The following is an 18,843-nucleotide window of genomic DNA, read 5'->3' as shown; positions in this document are numbered from 1 at the left end:
GCATCCGTCGCCCGCCCGGCCACGGGTCGGCTAGTGCCCGGCGACGTCCCAGTTCTCGCCGCGGCCGATCTGCACGTCCAGCGGCACCGAGAGCTGTGCGGCGTCGCCCATGCGCGTGCGGACGATGTGCTCGGCGGCATCCCACTCCCCCGGAGCCACCTCGATCACGAGCTCGTCGTGGATCTGCAGCAGCACGCGCGATCCGAGCTGCTGCGCGGCGAAGTCGTCGTGGATGTGGAACAGCGCGATCTTCATGATGTCGGCGGCGCTGCCCTGGATCGGGGCGTTGAGAGCGGCGCGCTCGGCGTTCTCGCGGAGGACCCGGTTGGGGCTCGCGAGATCGGGGAACGGGCGCCGGCGGCCGAAGATCGTCTCGGTGTAGCCGTCGATGCGCGCCTGCTCGACGGACGAGCGCAGGTAGTCGCGCACCGCGCCGAAGCGGGCGAAGTACTCCATCATGAGCTGCTTCGCCTCGGACTGCTCGATGCGCAGCTGCTTGGAGAGCCCGAACGCCGACAGCCCGTAGACGAGGCCGTACGACATCGCCTTGACCTTGGTGCGCATCGCAGGGGTGACGTCTTCGGGGGCGACGCCGAAGACACGCGAGCCGACGAAGCGGTGGGTGTCTTCTCCCGAGTTGAACGCCTCGATGAGGCCGGGGTCCTCCGAGAGGTGCGCCATGATGCGCATCTCGATCTGGGAGTAGTCGGCGGTCAGCAGGGTCTCGTAGCCCTCGCCGACGGTGAAGGCGGAACGGATGCGCCGGCTCTCCTCGGTGCGGATCGGGATGTTCTGCAGGTTCGGGTCGGTGCTGGACAGGCGACCGGTCTGGCTGCCGGTCTGCACATAGGTGGTGTGGATGCGGCCGTCGGCGCCGCTCGTGCGGTCGCCGCCGATGGCGCTGTCGAGAGACTCGATGATCTGCCGCAGCTTCGTGGCCTCGCGGTGCTGCAGCAGCAGGTCGAGGAACGGATGCGGGTTGGTCTCCTGCAGATCGGCCAGCACCGCGGCATCCGTCGAGTAGCCGGTCTTGGTCTTGCGGGTCTTCGGGAGCTGGAGTTCTTCGAACAGCACGTCCTGCAGCTGCTTGGGCGAACCGAGGTTCACCTCGCGGCCGATCGCGGCGTAGGCCTCGAGGGCGAGGGCGTCGGCGCGGGTCGCGAGCTCGCCCGAGAACTCGGACAGCGTCGCGTGCGAGACGGCGACGCCCGCGAGCTCCATGTCGGCGAGGGTGTGCAGCGTCGGCAGCTCGATGTCGGTGAGGACGGCGGCGACGCTCTCGGGCAGCTCCGCGCGCACGGCGCGGGCGACGCGCACCAGGTACCACGACAGCTGTCCGGTGGTGGCGCCCTCGGTCTCGGGCACGAGCTGCGTCGGGTCGGACTCGGGGAGCTTCTCGTCCAGGTACCGGTCGACGAGGTCGGCCAGCGTCTTGTCGGGGAAGCTCGGCCGCAGCAGCCAGCCGGCGAGGATCACGTCGAACGCGAGTCCGCCCAGGCGCAGACCGGCGCGGCGCAGCGCCTTGACCTGCGCCTTGGCGTCGGCGAACGCCTTGGGGGCGTCGGAGGTGAGCCACGGGGTCAGCGCGGCCGCGAGGTCGGGGGTCCACGTCGCCTCGGCCGCGGCATCGGCCGTCGCCACCCCGATGCGTGCGGGCAGTCCGCCCTCGACGGCGATCGTGACGCCGAGTTCGCCGGCCGCGGCGTCGAGCCAGGCTGCGAACTCTGCGGGCGCGAGCTCCTTCGCGACGGGTGCCAGTTCGGCGGCGGCCGACGTGACGGCCGCCATCTGCTGCTCGATGCCGGCGAGCTCGGCCACACGCGGGATGAGCGTCTTGAACTCGAGCCGCGAGAAGATGTCGCGCACGGCCTGGGCGTCCATCGGCTGGACCTCGAGGTCGGCGGGGCCGAGCGGGAGCTCGACGTCGGTGAGCAGCCGGTTGAGGCGGCGGTTGCGCCGCACGTCGTCGAGGTGATCGCGCAGGTTGCCGCCGACCACGCCCTTGATGGAGTCGGCGCCCTCGAGCAGGGCGTCGAGCGAGCCGAACTGGGTCAGCCACTTCACCGCGGTCTTCTCGCCGACCTTGGGCACGCCGGGCAGGTTGTCGCTGGTCTCGCCGACGAGCGCGGCGATGTCGGGGTACTGCTCGGGCGGCACGCCGTACCGCTCGATCACGGCGTCGCGGTCGTAGCGCTTCAGCTGCGAGACCCCCTGTACGTTCGGGTATAGCAGCGTGACGTCGTCGTTCACCAGCTGGATCGTGTCGCGGTCGCCCGAGCACACCAGCACGTGGAAGCCCTGCTCGGCGCCCTGCGTGGCCAGCGTCGCGAGGATGTCGTCGGCCTCGATGTCTTCCTGCTGCAGCACCTGGATGCTCATCGCGGCGAGGCAGTCCTGCAGCAGCGGGATCTGGCCCTTGAACTCGGACGGTGTCTCGGACCGGTTCGCCTTGTACTCGGTGTACTCCCGCGTGCGGAACGACTGGCGCGACGTGTCGAACGCCACCGCGAGGTGGGTCGGCTTCTCCGCCTTGATGAGGTTGATCAGCATCGCGAGGAACCCGTAGATCCCGTTCGTGTGCTGCCCGTCCTTCGTCGAGAAGTTGTCGACGGGGAGTGCGTAGAACGCCCGGTATGCCAGCGAATGGCCGTCGACGACGAGAAGGGTAGGCTTTGCGGAGTCCGTCACCCTGCAAGCCTAGCCAGGGCCGGCGACACCGATTCTCCCCCACCTCCTCTGAAGGAGAGCCATGTCCGAGCACTCCCCCGCGACCGCCGACGGCCTCGAGTGGGCCACCAGCCGGGGCATGGGCGCGCTCGCGGAGAAGATGGGCATCGTCTTCACCGAGTTCGCCGTCGATCGCGCGGTCGCGACCATGCCGGTCGAGGGCAACACCCAGCCGGTGGGCCTCCTCCACGGCGGGGCGTACGTCGTGCTCGGCGAGTCGCTGGGCTCGATGGCCGCGAACCTCTACGCCGGCCCCGGGCGCCTGGCCGTCGGCGTCGACATCAACGCGACCCACACGCGCTCGGCGACCTCCGGCACCGTCACAGGCGTCTGCACCCCGATCCACCTCGGCCGCACGAGCGGATTCCCCGGTTCGGGGCATCCGCTCTTCTGTGCGTCTCTCAGGCCTTCTTGGGGGCCAGCTGCTCGATGATCGCCTTGGCGACGTCCTGCATGGTGAGGCGGCGGTCCATCGACGCCTTCTGGATCCAGCGGAAGGCCTCGGGCTCGGACAGGCCCATCTTCTCGTTGAGCAGGCCCTTGGCGCGGTCGACGAGCTTGCGGGTCTCGAAGCGCTCGACCATGTCGGCGACCTCGGCCTCGAGCGTGATGATCTGCTCGTAGCGGGCCAGGGCGATCTCGATCGCCGGCAGCAGGTCGTTCGGCGTGAACGGCTTCACGACGTAGGCGAGGGCGCCTGCCTCGCTCGCACGCTCGACGAGCTCCTTCTGGCTGAAGGCGGTCAGCAGCACGACCGGCGCGATGTGGTTCTTGCTGAGCTTCTCGGCGGCCGAGATGCCGTCCAGCTGCGGCATCTTGACGTCCATGATCACGAGATCGGGACGCAGCTCGGTGGCGAGCGCCACCGCGGTCTCGCCGTCTCCGGCCTCGCCGACGACGTCGAATCCGTTGTCTCGAAGGATCTCGACGATGTCGAGGCGGATGAGCGACTCATCCTCTGCCACGACGACACGACGGGGTGTGGATGCCGTCGGGGCGGCGTTCTGCTCCTGCTCAGTCACCCGCCAATCCTACGGTATGGTCGTTCGCGGACGCGCGGCATGCCGCGTGGGCCGGTGTGGCGGAATGGCAGACGCGACCGACTCAAACTCGGTTGCCCGCAAGGGCGTGTGGGTTCGACTCCCACCACCGGCACCATTCAGGGGTGTGGCTGCGCGTGCGAACGCGCTCATTCTCGAGGACTGATCGCGGCCACGGCGAACACCGCACCGCCGAACAGGACGCCCGCGACGACGAGCCACCCAGGTGACACCCCTTGCCCGCTCGTGTCGGTTGCGATGAGCGCCGCGACGAACCACATCAGCGCGATGGTCCCGGTCAACGCCGAGATCGCTCCCAGGCCCAGGCTCCCGCGCACGCGCGGGATGTCGGAGCCGCTCGTCGCCACGAGCACGCTGATGACGAGGGCGCCGATCACCCCGGGGATGAGGCAGAACCAGAAAGCGGCGTCGGCGCTCGCCCAATTGTCGGCCACTCCCCTCCCCGTCCAGTGGACCGGGACCACCGTCGGGGTATCGGACCAGGCGATTCTGCCCACCACGAGCGCGACCGGAGGCAGCCACGCCAGCACCGCGGCGGCGATAAGCGACGCCGGACGCCGAACCCGTGTCGTCATGGCGACCATGCTGGAACGCTAACACCGGCACTCCCCTACGTCCGATGAGAGCGGATGCCTCGATCTGAGGCATCCGCTCTTTCGTCGTTTTCGCGCTCTCGGAGAAGTCTGGTATTCGGTGTTGCTAAGTACCGGTACTTAGTGTTACCGTCTACCAGTAGTCAACAACACTGAGTAGTCAGAAGGAGGTGCCTCATGGGCAAGCAGGAGACCGAGATGCTCAAGGGCACGTTGGAGGGGATCGTCCTCGCGATCCTGTCCGGCCGGCCCGCCTACGGCTACGAGATCACCTCGTGGCTGCGCGACCAGGGCTTCTCCGACATCGCCGAAGGAACGGTCTACGCCCTGCTGGTCAGGGTCGAGCAGCGTGGCCTCGTCGACGTCGAGAAGGTTCCGTCGGAGAAGGGCCCGCCGCGCAAGGTGTACTCCCTCAACGCGCAGGGTCGCGAACAGCTCGCAGAGTTCTGGAGGACGTGGAGCTTCCTGGCAGAACGCATCGAACAGCTCCACCACCAGAACGCAGACAACACCACCCCCAAGGAAGAGGACTGATCATGGCCGCCAAGTGGTACGAGGTCGTCACCGGCTCGCTCGAGCAGAAGAAGCAGTACAAGCAGTACAAGGCGCGCATCGAGGCGCTGCCGGAGCCCTACCGGGGTGCCGCCAAGGCCCTCGAGCGCTACTTCATGTACGCCGGCGGTGTCACCGACGGCGACACGATGATCCAGATGTTCAGCGACTTCGCGGACCTCTGGGAGCGCGCGGCGGCCGACGGCACGCCGGTGCGCGACATCGTCGGAGAGGAGCCGGTGAGCTTCGCCGAGGAGTTCACCGCCGCCTACTCCGGCAAGCAGTGGATCGACAAGGAGCGCGCTCGCCTGACCAAGGCGATCGACGAGGCAGAACGGAGTGAGGGCAAGTGAACAACGTAGCCATCCACGTCAAGGGACTCGAGAAGTCCTACAAGGACCTGCACGTGCTGCGCGGCGTCGACTTCGACGTGGCGCGGGGCAGCATCTTCGCGCTGCTCGGCTCGAACGGGGCGGGCAAGACCACGGTCGTCCGCATCCTGTCGACGCTGTTGAAAGCGGATGCCGGCACCGCGGCCGTGGGCGGGTTCGACGTCGCCACACAGGCGCAGAAGGTGCGCGAGACGGTGAGCCTCACCGGTCAGTTCGCCGCGGTCGACGAAGTGCTCAGCGGACGCGAGAACCTCGTGCTCATCGCCCAGCTGCGTCACCTCAAGGACCCCGGCACGATCGCCGACGGACTGCTCGCGCGGTTCTCGCTGACCGATGCCGGCTCCCGCAAGGTGTCGACCTACTCCGGCGGCATGCGCCGCCGGCTCGACATCGCGATGAGCCTGATCGGCAACCCGCCGGTGATCTTCCTCGACGAGCCGACGACGGGCCTGGACCCGGCCGCCCGGCTGGAGGTGTGGGATGCCGTCAAGGAGCTGACCCGCGCCGGCACCACGGTGCTGCTGACCACGCAGTACCTCGATGAGGCCGAGCAGCTCGCCGACCGCATCGCGATCCTCCACAAGGGCCGCATCATCGTCAACGGCACGCTGAGCGAGCTCAAGCAGCTGCTCCCGCCCGCCGAGGTCGAGTACGTCGAGAAGCAGCCGAGCCTGGAGGACGTCTTCTTCGCGCTCACCGGCGAGGACACCACGAAAGAACCCGACGACGCCCAGGCCGGCGGCGCCAAGACCCGGAAGGAAGGACGATGACCGCTCACGCCATCGGCGACACCGCCGTACTCACCAGTCGTTCGCTGCGCCACATCCTGCGCAGCCCCGACACCATCATCACGACCGCGGTCACCCCGATCGCACTGATGCTGCTGTTCACCTACGTCTTCGGCGGTGCCATCAACACCGGTGCGGACAAGGGCTCGTACATCGACTACATGCTGCCCGGCATCCTGCTCATCACGATCGCCTCGGGCATCGCCTACACGGCCTATCGGCTGTTCCTGGACATGCAGAGCGGGATCTTCGAGCGGTTCCAGTCGCTGCCGATCTCACGGTCGGGGGTGCTGTGGGCACATGTGCTCACGTCGCTGGTCTCCATCGTCGTGTCGCTCGCGATCGTCATCGGCGTGGCGCTGCTCATGGGGTTCCGCACCGAGGCGAGCTTCGGCGCCTGGCTCGGGGTGATCGGCATGCTGGTGCTGTTCACGCTGGCGCTGACCTGGCTGGCCGTGATCGCGGGACTGAGCGCGAAGACCGTCGACGGGGCGAGCGCGTTCTCGTACCCGCTGATCTTCCTCCCCTTCATCAGCTCGGCCTTCGTTCCCACGGAGACCATGCCGGGGCCGGTGCAGTGGTTCGCCGAGAACCAGCCGGTGACCTCGATCGTCGACTCGATGCGAGCCCTGTTCACGGGCCAGCCGGTCGGCAACGACATCTGGGTCGCACTGGCCTGGCTGGTCGGCATCCTCGTCGTCGCGTACATCGCGTCGATGGCGATCTACCGCAAGAAGATCAGCTGAAACCCACCCGCGAAACGCCGAAGAGCGGATGCCTCGACCTGAGGCATCCGCTCTTCCGCTGTGTGAGGGGTCAGGCCCCGAAGTACTGGTTGCCCAGCGCCTTGCTCTTGAGCGCGTCGAACTCACCCTGGGTGATCGTGCCCGCGTCGAGCAGCTCCTTCGCCTTGGCGATGTCCTCGGCGGGGCTCGATGAGGCCGACGGGCGGTAGTCGTCGGACTCCGGGACCACGTTGCCGCGCGCGGACTGCGCACGGGCAGCCATGCCCTTGCCGCGGGCGATGATGTAGATCAGCGCCGTCAGGAACGGGACGAACACGAGCGCGATGATCCACAGCGCCTTCAGCCATCCGTTCAGCTTGTCGTCGCGGAACAGGTCCGTGATGATCACGATCACCACGTACAGGTACGCGATGAAGTAGAAGCTCCACAGCAGGAACCACCAGAAGTCACCGAAGAACATCGGCGCCACCTTTCTCGAAAAAGCCGGACGGCTGCGACCACAGTAGTGGTCGCAGCCGTCCGGGCGGGCTTGTCAGGCGTGGTTCTTGTAGATCGGCGCCTTGCCGTGCACCGCATCGCCCACCTTGTGGATGCGGATGTCGTTCGTGGAGCCGATGATCCCGGGAGGGGACCCCGAGATCACGACGACCTTGTCGCCGACCTTCGCGAGGTCGTTCGACAGCAGGTAGTCGTCGACCTGGATGAACATCAGGTCGGTGTGGGCGACGTGCTCGACGAGCGTCGACTGCACGCCCCACGTGAGCGCCATGCGCCGACGGATCGCCGGCTCCGGAGCGAACCCGATCATCGGGATGCGGGGACGCAGGCGGGACATGCGGCGAGCGGTGTCGCCGGATTCGGTGAAGATGCAGAGGAACTTCGCGTCGACGAACTCGGCGACCTCCATCGCGGCCAGCGTGATCGCGCCGCCCTGCGTGCGGGGCTTGGTCGTGAAGGGCTGGATGCGCTCCAGGCCGTGCTCCTCGGTGGACTCCACGATGCGGGCCATCGTCTCGACGACGACGACCGGGTACTTGCCCACGCTGGTCTCGCCCGAGAGCATGACCGCGTCCGCGCCGTCGAGCACGGCGTTGGCCACGTCGCTCGTCTCGGCGCGGGTGGGGACCGGGTTCTCGATCATCGACTCGAGCATCTGCGTCGCGACGATGACGGGCTTGGCCATGCGACGGCAGAGCTCGACGGCGCGCTTCTGCACGATCGGCACCGCCTCGAGCGGCAGCTCGACGCCCAGGTCGCCACGGGCGACCATGATGCCGTCGAACGCGTCGATGATCTCTTCGAGGTTGTCGACCGCCTGCGGCTTCTCGATCTTCGCGATGACCGGGACGTGGCGTCCTTCCTCGGCCATGATGACGTGCACGCGCTGCACGTCCTTCGCGTCGCGCACGAACGACAGCGCGATGAGGTCGGCGCCGGCGCGCAGACCCCAGCGCAGGTCGGCCTCGTCCTTCTCCGACAGTGCGGGGACGTTGACCGCCACACCGGGAAGGTTGATGCCCTTGTTGTTGGACACCGGGCCCGCGACGATCACCTTGGTGGTGACGACGGTGCCGTCGGTCTCGACGACCTGGACACGCACCTTGCCGTCGTCGATGAGCAGGAAGTCACCGGGCTTGACGTCGTGCGGCAGGCCCTTGAAGGTGGTGCCGACGATCTCCTTGGTGCCGAGGATGTCCTCGGTGGTGATCTTGAAGATGTCGCCGACCGCGAGCTCGTGCGGTCCGTTCTCGAACTTGCCGAGACGGATCTTCGGACCCTGCAGGTCGACGAGGATCGCGACCGCCCGTCCGGCGTCGTCGGCGGCCTTGCGCACGTTGGCGAAGTTGTTGTCGTGGACCGAGTAGTCCCCGTGGCTCAGATTGAATCGGGCGACGTCGACGCCGGCATCGATGATCGCGCGGACCATCTCATATGACGACGTGGCGGGCCCAAGGGTGGCGACGATCTTGGCGCGTCTCATCCGTGGTTTCTCCGGGTGGGTTGAAAGGTGGCGAGTGCCTCGGCCAGCCTACGCGGGCTGCAGGCCGATGGCGACATCGGTCGGGCGGACCGGAGCAGGCAGCTCGGTCCCCCCCATGAGGAAGCGGTCGACGCTGGCTGCGGCGGCGCGCCCCTCGGCGATCGCCCAGACGATGAGCGACTGTCCGCGGCCGGCGTCGCCGGCCACGAACACGCCCGGGGCGGTCGTCTGGTAGTCGTCCTCGCGGCGCACGTTGCCCCGCTCGGTGAACCGGGCGCCGAGCTGCTCCTCGAGGAGCGCGTGCTCGGGGCCGGTGAAACCCATCGCGATCAGGACGAGGTCGGCGGGGATCTCGCGCTCGGTGCCGCTCTTGGGCACGCGGCGGCCGTCGACGAACTCGGTCTCTGCCACGCGCAGCGCGCGCACCTCTCCCGCGTCGTTGCCGAGGAACTCGACGGTCGACGCGAGGTAGGAGCGCTCTCCGCCCTCCTCGTGCGCCGACTGCACCTCGAACACGTTCGGGTCCATCGGCCAGGGCTGGTGCTCGGGCCGCTCCCCCGGAGGGCGGCGGCCGATCGCGAGGTTGGTCACGCTCAGCGCGCCGTGACGGTGCGCCGTCCCGATGCAGTCCGCGCCGGTGTCGCCGCCGCCGATGACGACGACGTGCTTCCCCTCGGCCGAGATCTGGTTGGGCACCGCGTCGCCCGCGACCGCCTTGTTGGACTCGACCAGGTACTCCATCGCGAAGTGCACACCGGCGAGGTCGCGGCCGGGGATCGGCAGCTCACGGGGAACGGTCGATCCGGTGGCGATCACGACGGCGTCGTAGCGGGCGCGCAGGTCGGACCAGGTGATGTCCTTGCCGATCTCGACACCCGCGCGGAACCGCGTGCCCTCGTCCTGCATCTGGCGAAGCCGCGACTCGAGGTGCTTCTTCTCCATCTTGAAGTCGGGGATGCCGTAGCGCAGGAGCCCGCCGATGCGGTCGTCGCGCTCGAACACGGCGACCGTGTGGCCGGCGCGCGTGAGCTGCTGCGCGGCCGCGAGTCCGGCAGGACCCGACCCGACGACGGCGACGGTCTTGCCCGTCAGACGCCCCGGCGGCTCCGGCTCGATCCAGCCGTTCGCGAACGCCTCGTCGACGATCGAGACCTCGACCTGCTTGATGGTCACGGCGGGCTGGTTGATGCCGAGCACGCACGCGCTCTCGCACGGCGCCGGGCACAGCCGCCCGGTGAACTCCGGGAAGTTGTTCGTCGCGTGCAGGCGCTCACTGGCGGCGCGGCCCTCGCCGCGCCAGGTCAGGTCGTTCCACTCGGGGATGAGGTTGCCCAGCGGGCAGCCCTTGTGGCAGAACGGCACGCCGCAGTCCATGCAGCGGCCCGCCTGGCGGCGCAGCACCGCCGTGTCACCGGGCTCGTAGACCTCTTTCCAGTCCATGATGCGCACCGGCACGGGCCGCCGCGGCGGCAGTTCGCGCTCGGTGACCTTGAGAAAGCCCTTCGGGTCAGCCACCCGTCACCTCCAGGATGCGGTTCCAGACGACGTCGCCGTCGGGGTCCAGCCCCTCGGCCACGGCCTCCTGGCGGGTCTGCAGCACCGCGGCGTAGTCGCGCGGCAGGACCCGGACGAAGTTCGCCAGCTCCGCCTCGAAGTCGTCGAGGAGAGCCTGGGCGAGGGTCGATTCGGTTTCGGCGACGTGCTGTTCGAGCAGGTCGCGGAGGATCTCGGCATCCCCGGAACCCAGCTCGCCGAGCTCGAGCTCGCCGGTTGCGAGCGCCTCGCGGTTGACGAGCTTGGGATCGAGCCGGTAGACGTACGCTGTGCCGCCGGACATGCCGGCGCCGAGGTTGCGCCCGGTCGCGCCGAGGATCACCGCCAGGCCGCCGGTCATGTACTCGAGCGCGTGGTCCCCCACGCCCTCGACGACCGCGGTCGCCCCCGAGTTGCGGACGAAGAAGCGCTCGCCCACGACACCGCGCAGGAACAGCGTGCCCTGCGTCGCGCCGTAGCCGATCACGTTGCCCGCGATGACGTTCTGCGAGGCGTCGAAGGTCGCGCCGCGCGGCGGACGGACCACGATCTGGCCGCCCGAGAGCCCCTTGCCGACGTAGTCGTTGGAGTCGCCCTCGAGCCGAAGCGTGATGCCGGCCGGCATGAACGCGCCGAACGACTGCCCCGCTGACCCGGTGAGGTTTACGACGATGCTGCCCGAGGGCAGGCCGTTCTCACCGTGCGCACGCGTGACGTGATGGCCGAGCAGGGTGCCGACGGCGCGCTCCGTGTTGCGGATCGGCAGGTCGATCGTGATCTGCCCGCCGTGCGCGACGACCTCGCGCGCACGCTCCAGGAGCGCGACGTCGAAGTGCTCTTCGAGCTCGTGCAGCTGCGCCGTCGTGTTGCGACGTGGTTCGTCCTCGGCGAAGGCGGGGCCTTCGAGCACCGGAGCCAGGTCGAGCCCGCCGGTCTTCCAATGCGTGACCGCACGGTCGACGTCGAGCAGGTCGCTGCGGCCGATCGCCTCGTCGAGCGTGCGGAAGCCGAGTTCGGCGAGGTACTCGCGCACCTCTTCGGCGATGAACTCCATGAAGTTCACGACGAACTCGGGCTTGCCGTTGAAGCGGGCGCGGAGCGCCGGATTCTGCGTCGCGACGCCGACGGGGCACGTGTCGAGGTGGCAGACGCGCATCATGATGCACCCCGACACCACCAGCGGCGCGGTCGCGAAACCGAACTCCTCGGCGCCCAGCAGCGCCCCGATGATGACGTCGCGGCCGGTCTTGAGCTGACCGTCGACCTGCACCACCACGCGGTCGCGCATGCCGTTGAGCATGAGCGTCTGCTGCGTCTCGGCGAGGCCGAGCTCCCACGGCGTGCCGGCGTGCTTGAGCGAGTTCAGCGGGCTCGCGCCGGTGCCGCCGTCATGACCCGACACCAGGATGACGTCGGCCAGCGCCTTCGCGGTGCCGGCGGCGACCGCCCCGATGCCCGACTGGCTCACGAGCTTCACGTGGACCCGTGCGCCCGGGTTGGCGCGCTTCAGGTCGAAGATCAGCTGCTTGAGGTCCTCGATCGAGTAGATGTCGTGGTGCGGCGGCGGCGAGATGAGGCCGACGCCGGCGGTCGCGTGACGCGTCCGCGCGACCCACGGGTACACCTTGGTCGGCGGCAGCTGACCGCCCTCGCCGGGCTTCGCACCCTGAGCGAGCTTGATCTGGATGTCGTCGGCCTCGGTGAGGTAGAGGCTCGTCACGCCGAAGCGTCCCGACGCGACCTGCTTGATGGCGCTGCGCCGCTCGGGGTCGAGGAGGCGGTCCGCATCCTCGCCGCCCTCGCCCGTGTTCGACTTGCCGCCGAGGCGGTTCATCGCGACGGCGAGCGTCTCATGCGCCTCGCGGGAGATCGAGCCGTAGCTCATCGCCCCGGTCGAGAAGCGCTTCACGATCGACGACACCGGCTCGACCTCGTCCAGCGGCACCGGCGTGCGGCCCTCGGTCTTGAGCGCGAACAGGCCGCGGAGCGTCTTCAGCTCGTTCGCCTGGTCGTCCACCAGCTTCGTGTACTCGCGGAAGATGTCGTAGCGGCGCGTGCGGGTCGAGTGCTGCAGCCGGAACACCGTGTCGGGGTTGAAGAGGTGCGGCGACCCGTCACGGCGCCACTGGTACTCGCCGCCGGTCCACAGCCGCTCGTGTGCGCGGACGGCGGCATCCTCCGGGTAGGCGTACGCGTGCCGGGCGGCGTTCTCGGCCGCGATGACGTCCAGTCCGACGCCGCCGAGCTTGGACTCGGTGCCGGTGAAGTAGGTGTCGACGAAGTCCTGCGACAGCCCGATCGCCTCGAACACCTGCGCGCCCGCGTACGACGATACGGTCGAGATGCCCATCTTCGACATGATCTTCAGCACGCCCTTGCCGAGCGCGTAGATCAGGTTCTTTACCGCTTTCTCGGGCGCGAGGCCGGTGATGAAGCCGGAGCGCACCAGGTACTCGACCGTCTCCATCGCGAGGTACGGGTTGACCGCGGACGCACCGTAGCCGATGAGCGTCGCGATGTGGTGCACCTCGCGCACGTCGCCCGCCTCGACCACGAGACCGCACGTCATGCGCGTCTGGTTGCGGATCAGGTGGTGATGCACCGCCGCCAGCATGAGCAGCGACGGGATCGGCGCGAGGTCCTTGTTGGAGTCGCGGTCGGAGAGCACGATGAACTCCGCGCCGTCCTCGATGGCCTGGTCGACCTCCTGGCACATCTGCTCGAGGCGCTTCTTCATGCCCTTGTGGCCGGCCTCGACGCGGTACAGACCGCGGATGGTGACCGACGTGCGTCCGGGCAGCGCCGTGTCGATGTGCTGGATCTTGGCCAGCTCGTCGTTGTCGATCACCGGGAAGTCCAGCGTCACCACACGGGTGTGCTGGGGACCCCACTCGAGCAGGTTGCGCTCCGGGCCGAGACCGAGGCTCAGCGACGTGACGACCTCTTCGCGGATCGAGTCCAGCGGCGGGTTGGTCACCTGCGCGAACTGCTGCGTGAAGTAGTCGAACAGCAGGCGCGGGCGCTCGCTCAGCACGGCGACAGGGGTGTCGGAGCCCATCGCGCCCAGCGGCTCGGCTCCGGTCTGCCCCATCGGGGTGAGGAGGATCTTGACCTCTTCCTCGGTGTACCCGAACGTGCGCTGACGGCGGGTGATCGAGGCGATCGGGTGCACGATGTGCTCGCGCTCGGGGAGGTCGGCCAGGCGCACGCGTCCGCCGTCGAGCCATTCCTGCCACGGTGCGAGATCGGCCAGCTGGGCCTTGATCTCGTCGTCCTCGATGATGCGGCGCTCGGCCGTGTCGACGAGGAACATGCGGCCGGGACGCAGACGCCCGCGGCGCTTGATGCGCTCGGGCTCGAAGTCGAGCACGCCGGTCTCGCTGCCGATGACGATGAGGCCGTCAGTGGTCTCGGTCCAGCGTCCGGGACGCAGGCCGTTGCGGTCCAGCGTCGCGCCGACCATCGTGCCGTCGGTGAAGATGAGCGCGGCGGGGCCGTCCCAGGGTTCCATCTGCATCGAGTGGAACTCGTAGAACGCCCGCAGCTTCGGGTCGATGTCGGCCTGCTTCTCGTAGGCCTCCGGCACCATCATCATGATGGCGTGCGGCAGGCTGCGGCCGGTGAGCGTGAGGAGCTCGAGCACCTCGTCGAACGACGCCGAGTCGCTGGCGCCCTCGGTGCAGATCGGCAGCAGCGGCTCGATGTCGCCCAGCAGCTCGGATTCGAGCTGCGACTGACGCGCGCGCATCCAGTTGCGGTTGCCGTTGACGGTGTTGATCTCGCCGTTGTGCGCGAGCATGCGCAGCGGCTGCGCCAGCGGCCACGACGGGAACGTGTTGGTGGAGTACCGCGAGTGCACGACGGCCAGCTCCGACGCGAACCGCTCGTCGGTCAGGTCGGGGTAGAACGGCTCGAGCTGGAGAGTCGTGACCATGCCCTTGTAGCCGAGGGTGCGGGCCGACAGGGACACGAAGTAGGCGTCGAGCTCGGTGCGCGCGCGCTTGCGCAGACGGAAGGTGCGGCGGTCCAGCGCGATGCCCGACAGGGCCGCTTCGCTCCCGATCGCGGGGCGAGACACGAACAGCTGCTCGAACACCGGGCGCGCGGCGAACGCCAGCTTGCCCAGGTGCTCGTCGGCGGTCGGGACCTCGCGCCAGCCGAGCACGGTCAGGCCCTCGGATGCCGCGATCCGCTCGATCCCCGACTTCTGCGCGGTGCGCGCCTCGTCGTCGCGGGGCAGGAACACCATGCCCGCGGCGTACTCCCCGACCGGGGGCAGGTCGAAGCCGACGACCGCACGCAGGAACGCGTCCGGCATCTGCGTCAGGATTCCCGCGCCGTCACCGGTGCCGGCGTCCGAGCCGATCGCGCCTCGGTGCTCGAGGTTGCGCAGCGCGGTCAGCGCCAGCTCGATGATGTCGTGGCCGGCCTCGCCGCGAAGCGTGGCGACCATGGCCAGGCCACAGGCATCCTTCTCGAAAGCGGGGTTGTACATCCCCTGCTTCTGCGGGAATCCGGCCCGGCCGGATGATGCGGGGGTGCTCGCCTCCTGGGAGGCGACGTGACGGGGGCTCGAAGCCATACCTACCGTCCTCACGTTGATAATCAAGATGGGACGACGTCGGCCCTGTGCGCACGCCTCTGGGGGATGAGGCGCGTTACTTGGTGGCAGGAGTGCTTGTGGCGCTGGCCCCGTCGATCTCGGACGTCACGGGTTCGCTGACGTCGACGAAGTCGTCGGTGTTCTGCGATTGTACAGCCTGTCCGGCCGTCCATTCGCGTCCGGACACATAGGGTGACGGCTCCAGCCCGGGGTGACGGCGCTTCTGCACGAAGAAGATCGTCAGACCGATGACGACGCCCGCGATGGCGGCCCACACGTTGGTGCGGATGCCGAGGAAGATGTCGCTCGGGTCGATGCGGATCGACTCCCAGACGATGCGTCCGCCGCTGTACCAGACCAGGTACAGACCGAACAGGCGCCCCCACTGCAGACGGAAGCGGCGACCGACCCACACGAGGAAGATCACGCCGAGGGTGTTCCAGATGACCTCGTACAGGAACGTCGGGTGGAACAGCGTGCCCTCGGGAAGGCCGATCGGCCACGCGGGGTTCGGATAGTCGATCTCGAGGCCCCACGGGACGTCGGTGGGCCATCCGAACAGCTCCTGGTTGAACCAGTTGCCGAACCGGCCGATCGCCTGCGCCAGCAGCAGCCCGGGCGCGAGGGCGTCGGCGAAGGTCCAGAAGCGGATGCCGGTCCACCGGCATCCGAGCCACGCACCGATCGCACCGCCGATGAGGGCGCCGTAGATCGCGATGCCGCCCTCCCAGATGTACAGGGCGGACCAGGGATTGGCTCCTTCGCCGAAGTAGAAGCTCCAGTGCGTCAGCACGTGGTAGATGCGCGCTGCGATGATCGCCAGCGGCACCGCGATGAGGGCGATGTCGATCACGACCCACGGCTCGGCCCCGCGCTTGGTGAGGCGGGCGTTGGTCCACAGCGTCGCGATGATGATGCCCGTGATGATGCACAGCGCGTAGATGTGGATCCGCAGGGGGCCGATGTCGAAGTAGCTGATCGGCGGGCTCGGGATGCTGGCGACGACGCTCGCGGCGGCGGTGATCATGGGAGAACCGTGTCCTTGCTGGATCCGTGCAGGTGGCGGCCGGCGGCATCCGCCGACCTGAGAAGTCTAGTTCGCGTCGAGAGCGGTGCCCGCGGCGAGGGCGCGCGCCGTCGTGGCGAGGCCTTCGAGACCGCCTTCGCGCAGGGCGCGGACCAGCGCGGTGCCCACGATCGCGCCGTCGGCGTACTCCAGCACACCCGCGACCTGCTCGGCGTTGGAGATGCCGATGCCGACGCAGGCGTGCTCGGCGCCGTGCTCTCGCAGCCGGGACACCAGCGTTCGCGCGGCCGCATCCAGCTGCGCGCGCTCCCCCGTGATGCCCATGGTCGAGACGGTGTAGACGAAGCCCGTCGAGTTGCGGACGATGAGGTCCAGGCGCTCGTCGGTCGACGTGGGTGCCGCGAGGAAGACGCGGTCCAGGCCCGTCCGCTCGCTGGCGGCGATCCACTCGGGTGCGGCTTCCGGCGTGATGTCGGGCGTGATGAGCCCGGCTCCGCCCGCGACGAGCAGGTCGTCGGCGTAGCGGTCGACGCCGTACTGCATCACGGGGTTCCAGTACGTCATCACGAGCACCGGCACATCCACGCGCCGCGTGATCTCGCGCACCGCAGTGAACGTGTCGCGCAGGCGGAAGCCGCGGGCCAGGGCGGCCTGCGTGGCCTCCTGGATGACGGTGCCGTCCATGACCGGGTCGGAGTACGGCGGGCCGAGCTCGAGGATGTCGGCGCCGTTCTCGGCCAGCGTGACCGCGGCCTCGATGCTCGTGCTCAGATCCGGGAACCCGAGCGGGAGGTAGCCGACGAATGCGCCGCGGCCCTCGGCGTGGGCGGCGTCGATCGCCGCGGCGACGCGCGAGCTCATGCCCCGGCCTCCTCGTCGTACAGGTGGAAGTAGCGGGCGGCGGTGTCCATGTCCTTGTCGCCGCGACCGGACAGGCACACCGCGAGGATGGCGTCGGGGCCGAGCTCCCGGCCGATCCGCAGCGCACCGGCGAGGGCGTGCGCGGACTCGATCGCCGGGATGATGCCCTCGGTCCGCGACAGCAGGCGCAGCGCCTGCATCGCCTCGTCGTCGGTCGCGGGGATGTACTCGGCGCGGCCGATGGAGGCCAGCCACGCGTGCTCCGGGCCGACGCCCGGGTAGTCCAGGCCCGCCGAGATCGAGTGGGACTCGATCGTCTGGCCGTCCTCGTCCTGCAGCACGTACGTCTTCGCGCCGTGGAGCACGCCCGGGCGGCCGCGTTCGATGGATGCCGCGTGACGAGGTGTGTCGACGCCGTCGCCGGCGGCTTCGACGCCGTAGAGCTTGACGCCCTCGTCGTCGAGGAACGCGTCGAACATGCCGATCGCGTTCGAGCCGCCGCCCACGCACGCCAGCACGGCGTCCGGGAGCCGGCCGGCCTCATCGAGGAGCTGCGCGCGCGCCTCCTCCGAGATGACCTTCTGGAAGTCGCGGACCATGGCGGGGAACGGATGCGGCCCTGCCGCGGTGCCGAAGATGTAGTTCGTGGTCTCGACGCTGGCGACCCAGTCGCGGTAGGCGTCGTTGATGGCGTCCTTGAGCGTGCGGGATCCCGTCGTGACCGGGATGACCTCGGCGCCCAGCAGGCGCATGCGCGCCACGTTGAGAGCCTGGCGCTCGGTGTCGACCTCGCCCATGTAGATCGTGCAGTCGAAGCCGAACAGGGCCGCAGCGGTCGCCGTCGCGACGCCGTGCTGGCCCGCGCCGGTCTCGGCGATGACCCGCGTCTTGCCGAGGCGCTTGGTGAGCAGCGCCTGGCCCAGGACGTTGTTGATCTTGTGCGATCCGGTGTGGTTGAGGTCCTCGCGCTTGAGGAACACGCGCGCACCGCCGGCGTGCTCGGCGAAGCGCGGCACCTCGGTGATCGGGGACGGGCGCCCTGCGTACGAGTGCAGCAGGCTCACGAACTCGGCCTGGAACGCCGGATCGGCCTTCGCGGCCTCGTACTCGGCGGTCAGCTCGTCGATCGCGGCGATGAGCGACTCGGGCATGTAGCGCCCGCCGAACTCGCCGAACAGGGGCCCGGCGGCCTCACGAAGACTCATGCGCCTGCCTCCAGGAATGCGCGCAGGGTGGACACGGGGTCGTTGGTGACCAGGGCCTCGCCGACGAGGACGACGTCTGCGCCGGACGCCCGGTAGTGGGCGACGTCCTCGGGCACGAGCACCGCGGACTCGGCGATCTTGACCGCGTCCGCCGGGATGCGCTCCGCGAGGCGCCCGAACAGGTCGCGGTCGAGCTGGAACGTGGAGAGGTCGCGTGCGTTGACGCCGACCAGGCGCGCGCCGAGGTCGGCGGCGCGGTCGACCTCATCGGCCGAGTGCGTCTCGACGAGGGCGGTCATGCCGAGCTGCTGCGTGAACGCGTAGAGCCGCTCGAGCACGTCCTGCTCGAGTGCGGCGACGATGAGGAGCACCAGGTCGGCGCCCGACGCGCGCGCCTCGAGCACCTGGTACTCGGTGGCGATGAAGTCCTTGCGCAGCACGGGCAGCGCGACCGCGGCCTTCACGGCCTCGAGATCGGCGAGGCTGCCCTTGAAGCGGCGCCCCTCGGTGAGGACCGAGATGGCGGATGCCCCGCCCTCTTCGTAGCGGCGTGCCTGCAGCGCCGGGTCGGGGATGTCGGCGAGGTCACCGCGCGAGGGGCTCGCGCGCTTGACCTCGGCGATGATCTTGACGCGATCGGAGGGAGCGAGCGCAGAGAGGACGTCGAGCGCAGGACGCTGCGCGAGGGCTGCGGCCTCGACCGTCGCCAGGGGGCGCACCGAGGCGCGGGCCTCGGCATCCTCGACTGCGCCGGCCGTCAGGTCGGCGAGCACG

At 69.1% G+C, this 18,843-nt stretch carries 16 protein-coding genes and 1 tRNA gene; 6 read left to right on the top strand and 11 right to left on the bottom strand.

Annotation, left to right across the window (positions count from 1 at the left end; all coding sequences use genetic code 11):
- Nucleotides 1–30: 30 nt before the first annotated feature.
- Nucleotides 31–2,688 carry a DNA polymerase I gene (gene polA, locus AC1DDU_RS17135; RefSeq protein ID WP_477436186.1) on the bottom strand — a complete coding sequence of 886 codons (2,658 nt, stop codon included), beginning with the start codon at nucleotides 2,686–2,688 and terminating at the stop codon, nucleotides 31–33.
- Nucleotides 2,689–2,749: 61 nt separating this feature from the next.
- On the opposite strand from polA, the gene AC1DDU_RS17130 reads away from it, so the two are divergent.
- Complete coding sequence (locus tag AC1DDU_RS17130; protein ID WP_477436184.1) at nucleotides 2,750–3,160, top strand: hotdog fold thioesterase; 411 nt, start codon at nucleotides 2,750–2,752, stop codon at nucleotides 3,158–3,160.
- Here AC1DDU_RS17130 and AC1DDU_RS17125 read toward each other — a convergent pair.
- Nucleotides 3,129–3,749: an ANTAR domain-containing response regulator gene (locus AC1DDU_RS17125; protein ID WP_477436183.1), complete on the bottom strand. Its 621-nt coding sequence runs from the start codon at nucleotides 3,747–3,749 to the stop codon at nucleotides 3,129–3,131. The genes AC1DDU_RS17130 and AC1DDU_RS17125 overlap by 32 nt on opposite strands.
- A 50-nt stretch (nucleotides 3,750–3,799) precedes the next feature.
- On the opposite strand from AC1DDU_RS17125, the gene AC1DDU_RS17120 reads away from it, so the two are divergent.
- A tRNA-Leu gene (locus AC1DDU_RS17120) sits at nucleotides 3,800–3,885 on the top strand.
- Nucleotides 3,886–3,916: 31 nt separating this feature from the next.
- Here the strand turns inward: AC1DDU_RS17120 and AC1DDU_RS17115 are convergent.
- The gene (locus AC1DDU_RS17115; RefSeq protein WP_477436181.1) at nucleotides 3,917–4,363 is read right to left on the bottom strand and encodes a DUF1648 domain-containing protein; all 447 of its coding nucleotides are present in this window, start codon (nucleotides 4,361–4,363) and stop codon (nucleotides 3,917–3,919) included.
- Nucleotides 4,364–4,558: 195 nt separating this feature from the next.
- Here AC1DDU_RS17115 and AC1DDU_RS17110 point away from each other — a divergent pair, with 195 nt between their 5' ends.
- From AC1DDU_RS17110 to AC1DDU_RS17095, 4 genes are read left to right on the top strand one after another with little or no spacing between them, the layout of a single operon-like run.
- On the top strand, nucleotides 4,559–4,915 hold the full coding sequence (locus AC1DDU_RS17110) for a PadR family transcriptional regulator (RefSeq protein WP_477436179.1): 357 nt from the start codon (nucleotides 4,559–4,561) through the stop codon (nucleotides 4,913–4,915).
- Nucleotides 4,916–4,917: 2 nt separating this feature from the next.
- Complete coding sequence (locus AC1DDU_RS17105; RefSeq protein ID WP_477436177.1) at nucleotides 4,918–5,286, top strand: DUF1048 domain-containing protein; 369 nt, start codon at nucleotides 4,918–4,920, stop codon at nucleotides 5,284–5,286.
- Nucleotides 5,283–6,095 carry an ABC transporter ATP-binding protein gene (locus AC1DDU_RS17100; protein WP_477436176.1) on the top strand — a complete coding sequence of 271 codons (813 nt, stop codon included), beginning with the start codon at nucleotides 5,283–5,285 and terminating at the stop codon, nucleotides 6,093–6,095. The genes AC1DDU_RS17105 and AC1DDU_RS17100 overlap by 4 nt, the downstream gene beginning before the upstream one ends.
- Entirely contained in the window at nucleotides 6,092–6,859 is a 768-nt protein-coding gene (locus AC1DDU_RS17095; protein ID WP_477436174.1) for an ABC transporter permease, read from the top strand. The genes AC1DDU_RS17100 and AC1DDU_RS17095 overlap by 4 nt, the downstream gene beginning before the upstream one ends.
- 70 nt (nucleotides 6,860–6,929) lie before the next feature.
- Here the strand turns inward: AC1DDU_RS17095 and AC1DDU_RS17090 are convergent, their stop codons facing one another.
- The 8 genes from AC1DDU_RS17090 to trpC form a co-directional block, all read right to left on the bottom strand.
- Nucleotides 6,930–7,319 (bottom strand): SHOCT domain-containing protein, encoded by a 390-nt coding sequence (locus tag AC1DDU_RS17090; protein WP_477436172.1) that lies wholly within the window; start codon nucleotides 7,317–7,319, stop codon nucleotides 6,930–6,932.
- 72 nt (nucleotides 7,320–7,391) lie between these two features.
- Nucleotides 7,392–8,840, bottom strand: coding sequence for a pyruvate kinase (gene pyk / locus AC1DDU_RS17085; RefSeq protein ID WP_477436170.1), 1,449 nt, complete (start codon nucleotides 8,838–8,840; stop codon nucleotides 7,392–7,394).
- A 48-nt stretch (nucleotides 8,841–8,888) separates the two neighbouring features.
- Nucleotides 8,889–10,355: a glutamate synthase subunit beta gene (locus tag AC1DDU_RS17080; protein WP_477436168.1), complete on the bottom strand. Its 1,467-nt coding sequence runs from the start codon at nucleotides 10,353–10,355 to the stop codon at nucleotides 8,889–8,891.
- Entirely contained in the window at nucleotides 10,348–14,955 is a 4,608-nt protein-coding gene (gene gltB / locus AC1DDU_RS17075; protein ID WP_477436166.1) for a glutamate synthase large subunit, read from the bottom strand. The genes AC1DDU_RS17080 and gltB overlap by 8 nt, the downstream gene beginning before the upstream one ends.
- A 76-nt stretch (nucleotides 14,956–15,031) precedes the next feature.
- Nucleotides 15,032–16,003, bottom strand: a complete 972-nt coding sequence (lgt, locus tag AC1DDU_RS17070; RefSeq protein WP_477436164.1) for a prolipoprotein diacylglyceryl transferase — start codon at nucleotides 16,001–16,003, stop codon at nucleotides 15,032–15,034.
- 66 nt (nucleotides 16,004–16,069) lie between these two features.
- A complete protein-coding gene (trpA, locus tag AC1DDU_RS17065; RefSeq protein WP_477436163.1) occupies nucleotides 16,070–16,864 on the bottom strand; it encodes a tryptophan synthase subunit alpha in 795 nt (264 codons plus the stop codon).
- Nucleotides 16,861–18,069, bottom strand: coding sequence for a tryptophan synthase subunit beta (trpB, locus tag AC1DDU_RS17060; RefSeq protein WP_477436161.1), 1,209 nt, complete (start codon nucleotides 18,067–18,069; stop codon nucleotides 16,861–16,863). The genes trpA and trpB overlap by 4 nt, the downstream gene beginning before the upstream one ends.
- Nucleotides 18,066–18,842, bottom strand: coding sequence for an indole-3-glycerol phosphate synthase TrpC (gene trpC, locus AC1DDU_RS17055; RefSeq protein WP_477436159.1), 777 nt, complete (start codon nucleotides 18,840–18,842; stop codon nucleotides 18,066–18,068). The genes trpB and trpC overlap by 4 nt, the downstream gene beginning before the upstream one ends.
- Nucleotide 18,843: the final 1 nt, after the last annotated feature.

This window comes from Microbacterium sp. 05T445 (genome assembly GCF_056395865.1).
The sequence above is the reverse complement of the archived record's forward strand: the minus strand, read 5'-3'. Positions and strand labels throughout refer to the sequence as shown.

What these genes read in the sequence shown, in the direction of transcription:
- lgt (WP_477436164.1), bottom strand. Translation starts at nt 16,003, where the DNA reads ATGATCACCGCCGCCGCGAGCGTCGTCGCCAGCATCCCGAGCCCGCCG.
- trpA (WP_477436163.1), bottom strand. Translation starts at nt 16,864, where the DNA reads ATGAGCTCGCGCGTCGCCGCGGCGATCGACGCCGCCCACGCCGAGGGC.
- AC1DDU_RS17090 (WP_477436172.1), bottom strand. Translation starts at nt 7,319, where the DNA reads ATGTTCTTCGGTGACTTCTGGTGGTTCCTGCTGTGGAGCTTCTACTTC.
- pyk (WP_477436170.1), bottom strand. Translation starts at nt 8,840, where the DNA reads ATGAGACGCGCCAAGATCGTCGCCACCCTTGGGCCCGCCACGTCGTCA.
- trpB (WP_477436161.1), bottom strand. Translation starts at nt 18,069, where the DNA reads ATGAGTCTTCGTGAGGCCGCCGGGCCCCTGTTCGGCGAGTTCGGCGGG.
- AC1DDU_RS17110 (WP_477436179.1), top strand. Translation starts at nt 4,559, where the DNA reads ATGGGCAAGCAGGAGACCGAGATGCTCAAGGGCACGTTGGAGGGGATC.
- AC1DDU_RS17115 (WP_477436181.1), bottom strand. Translation starts at nt 4,363, where the DNA reads ATGACGACACGGGTTCGGCGTCCGGCGTCGCTTATCGCCGCCGCGGTG.
- AC1DDU_RS17130 (WP_477436184.1), top strand. Translation starts at nt 2,750, where the DNA reads ATGTCCGAGCACTCCCCCGCGACCGCCGACGGCCTCGAGTGGGCCACC.
- gltB (WP_477436166.1), bottom strand. Translation starts at nt 14,955, where the DNA reads ATGGCTTCGAGCCCCCGTCACGTCGCCTCCCAGGAGGCGAGCACCCCC.
- AC1DDU_RS17095 (WP_477436174.1), top strand. Translation starts at nt 6,092, where the DNA reads ATGACCGCTCACGCCATCGGCGACACCGCCGTACTCACCAGTCGTTCG.
- AC1DDU_RS17105 (WP_477436177.1), top strand. Translation starts at nt 4,918, where the DNA reads ATGGCCGCCAAGTGGTACGAGGTCGTCACCGGCTCGCTCGAGCAGAAG.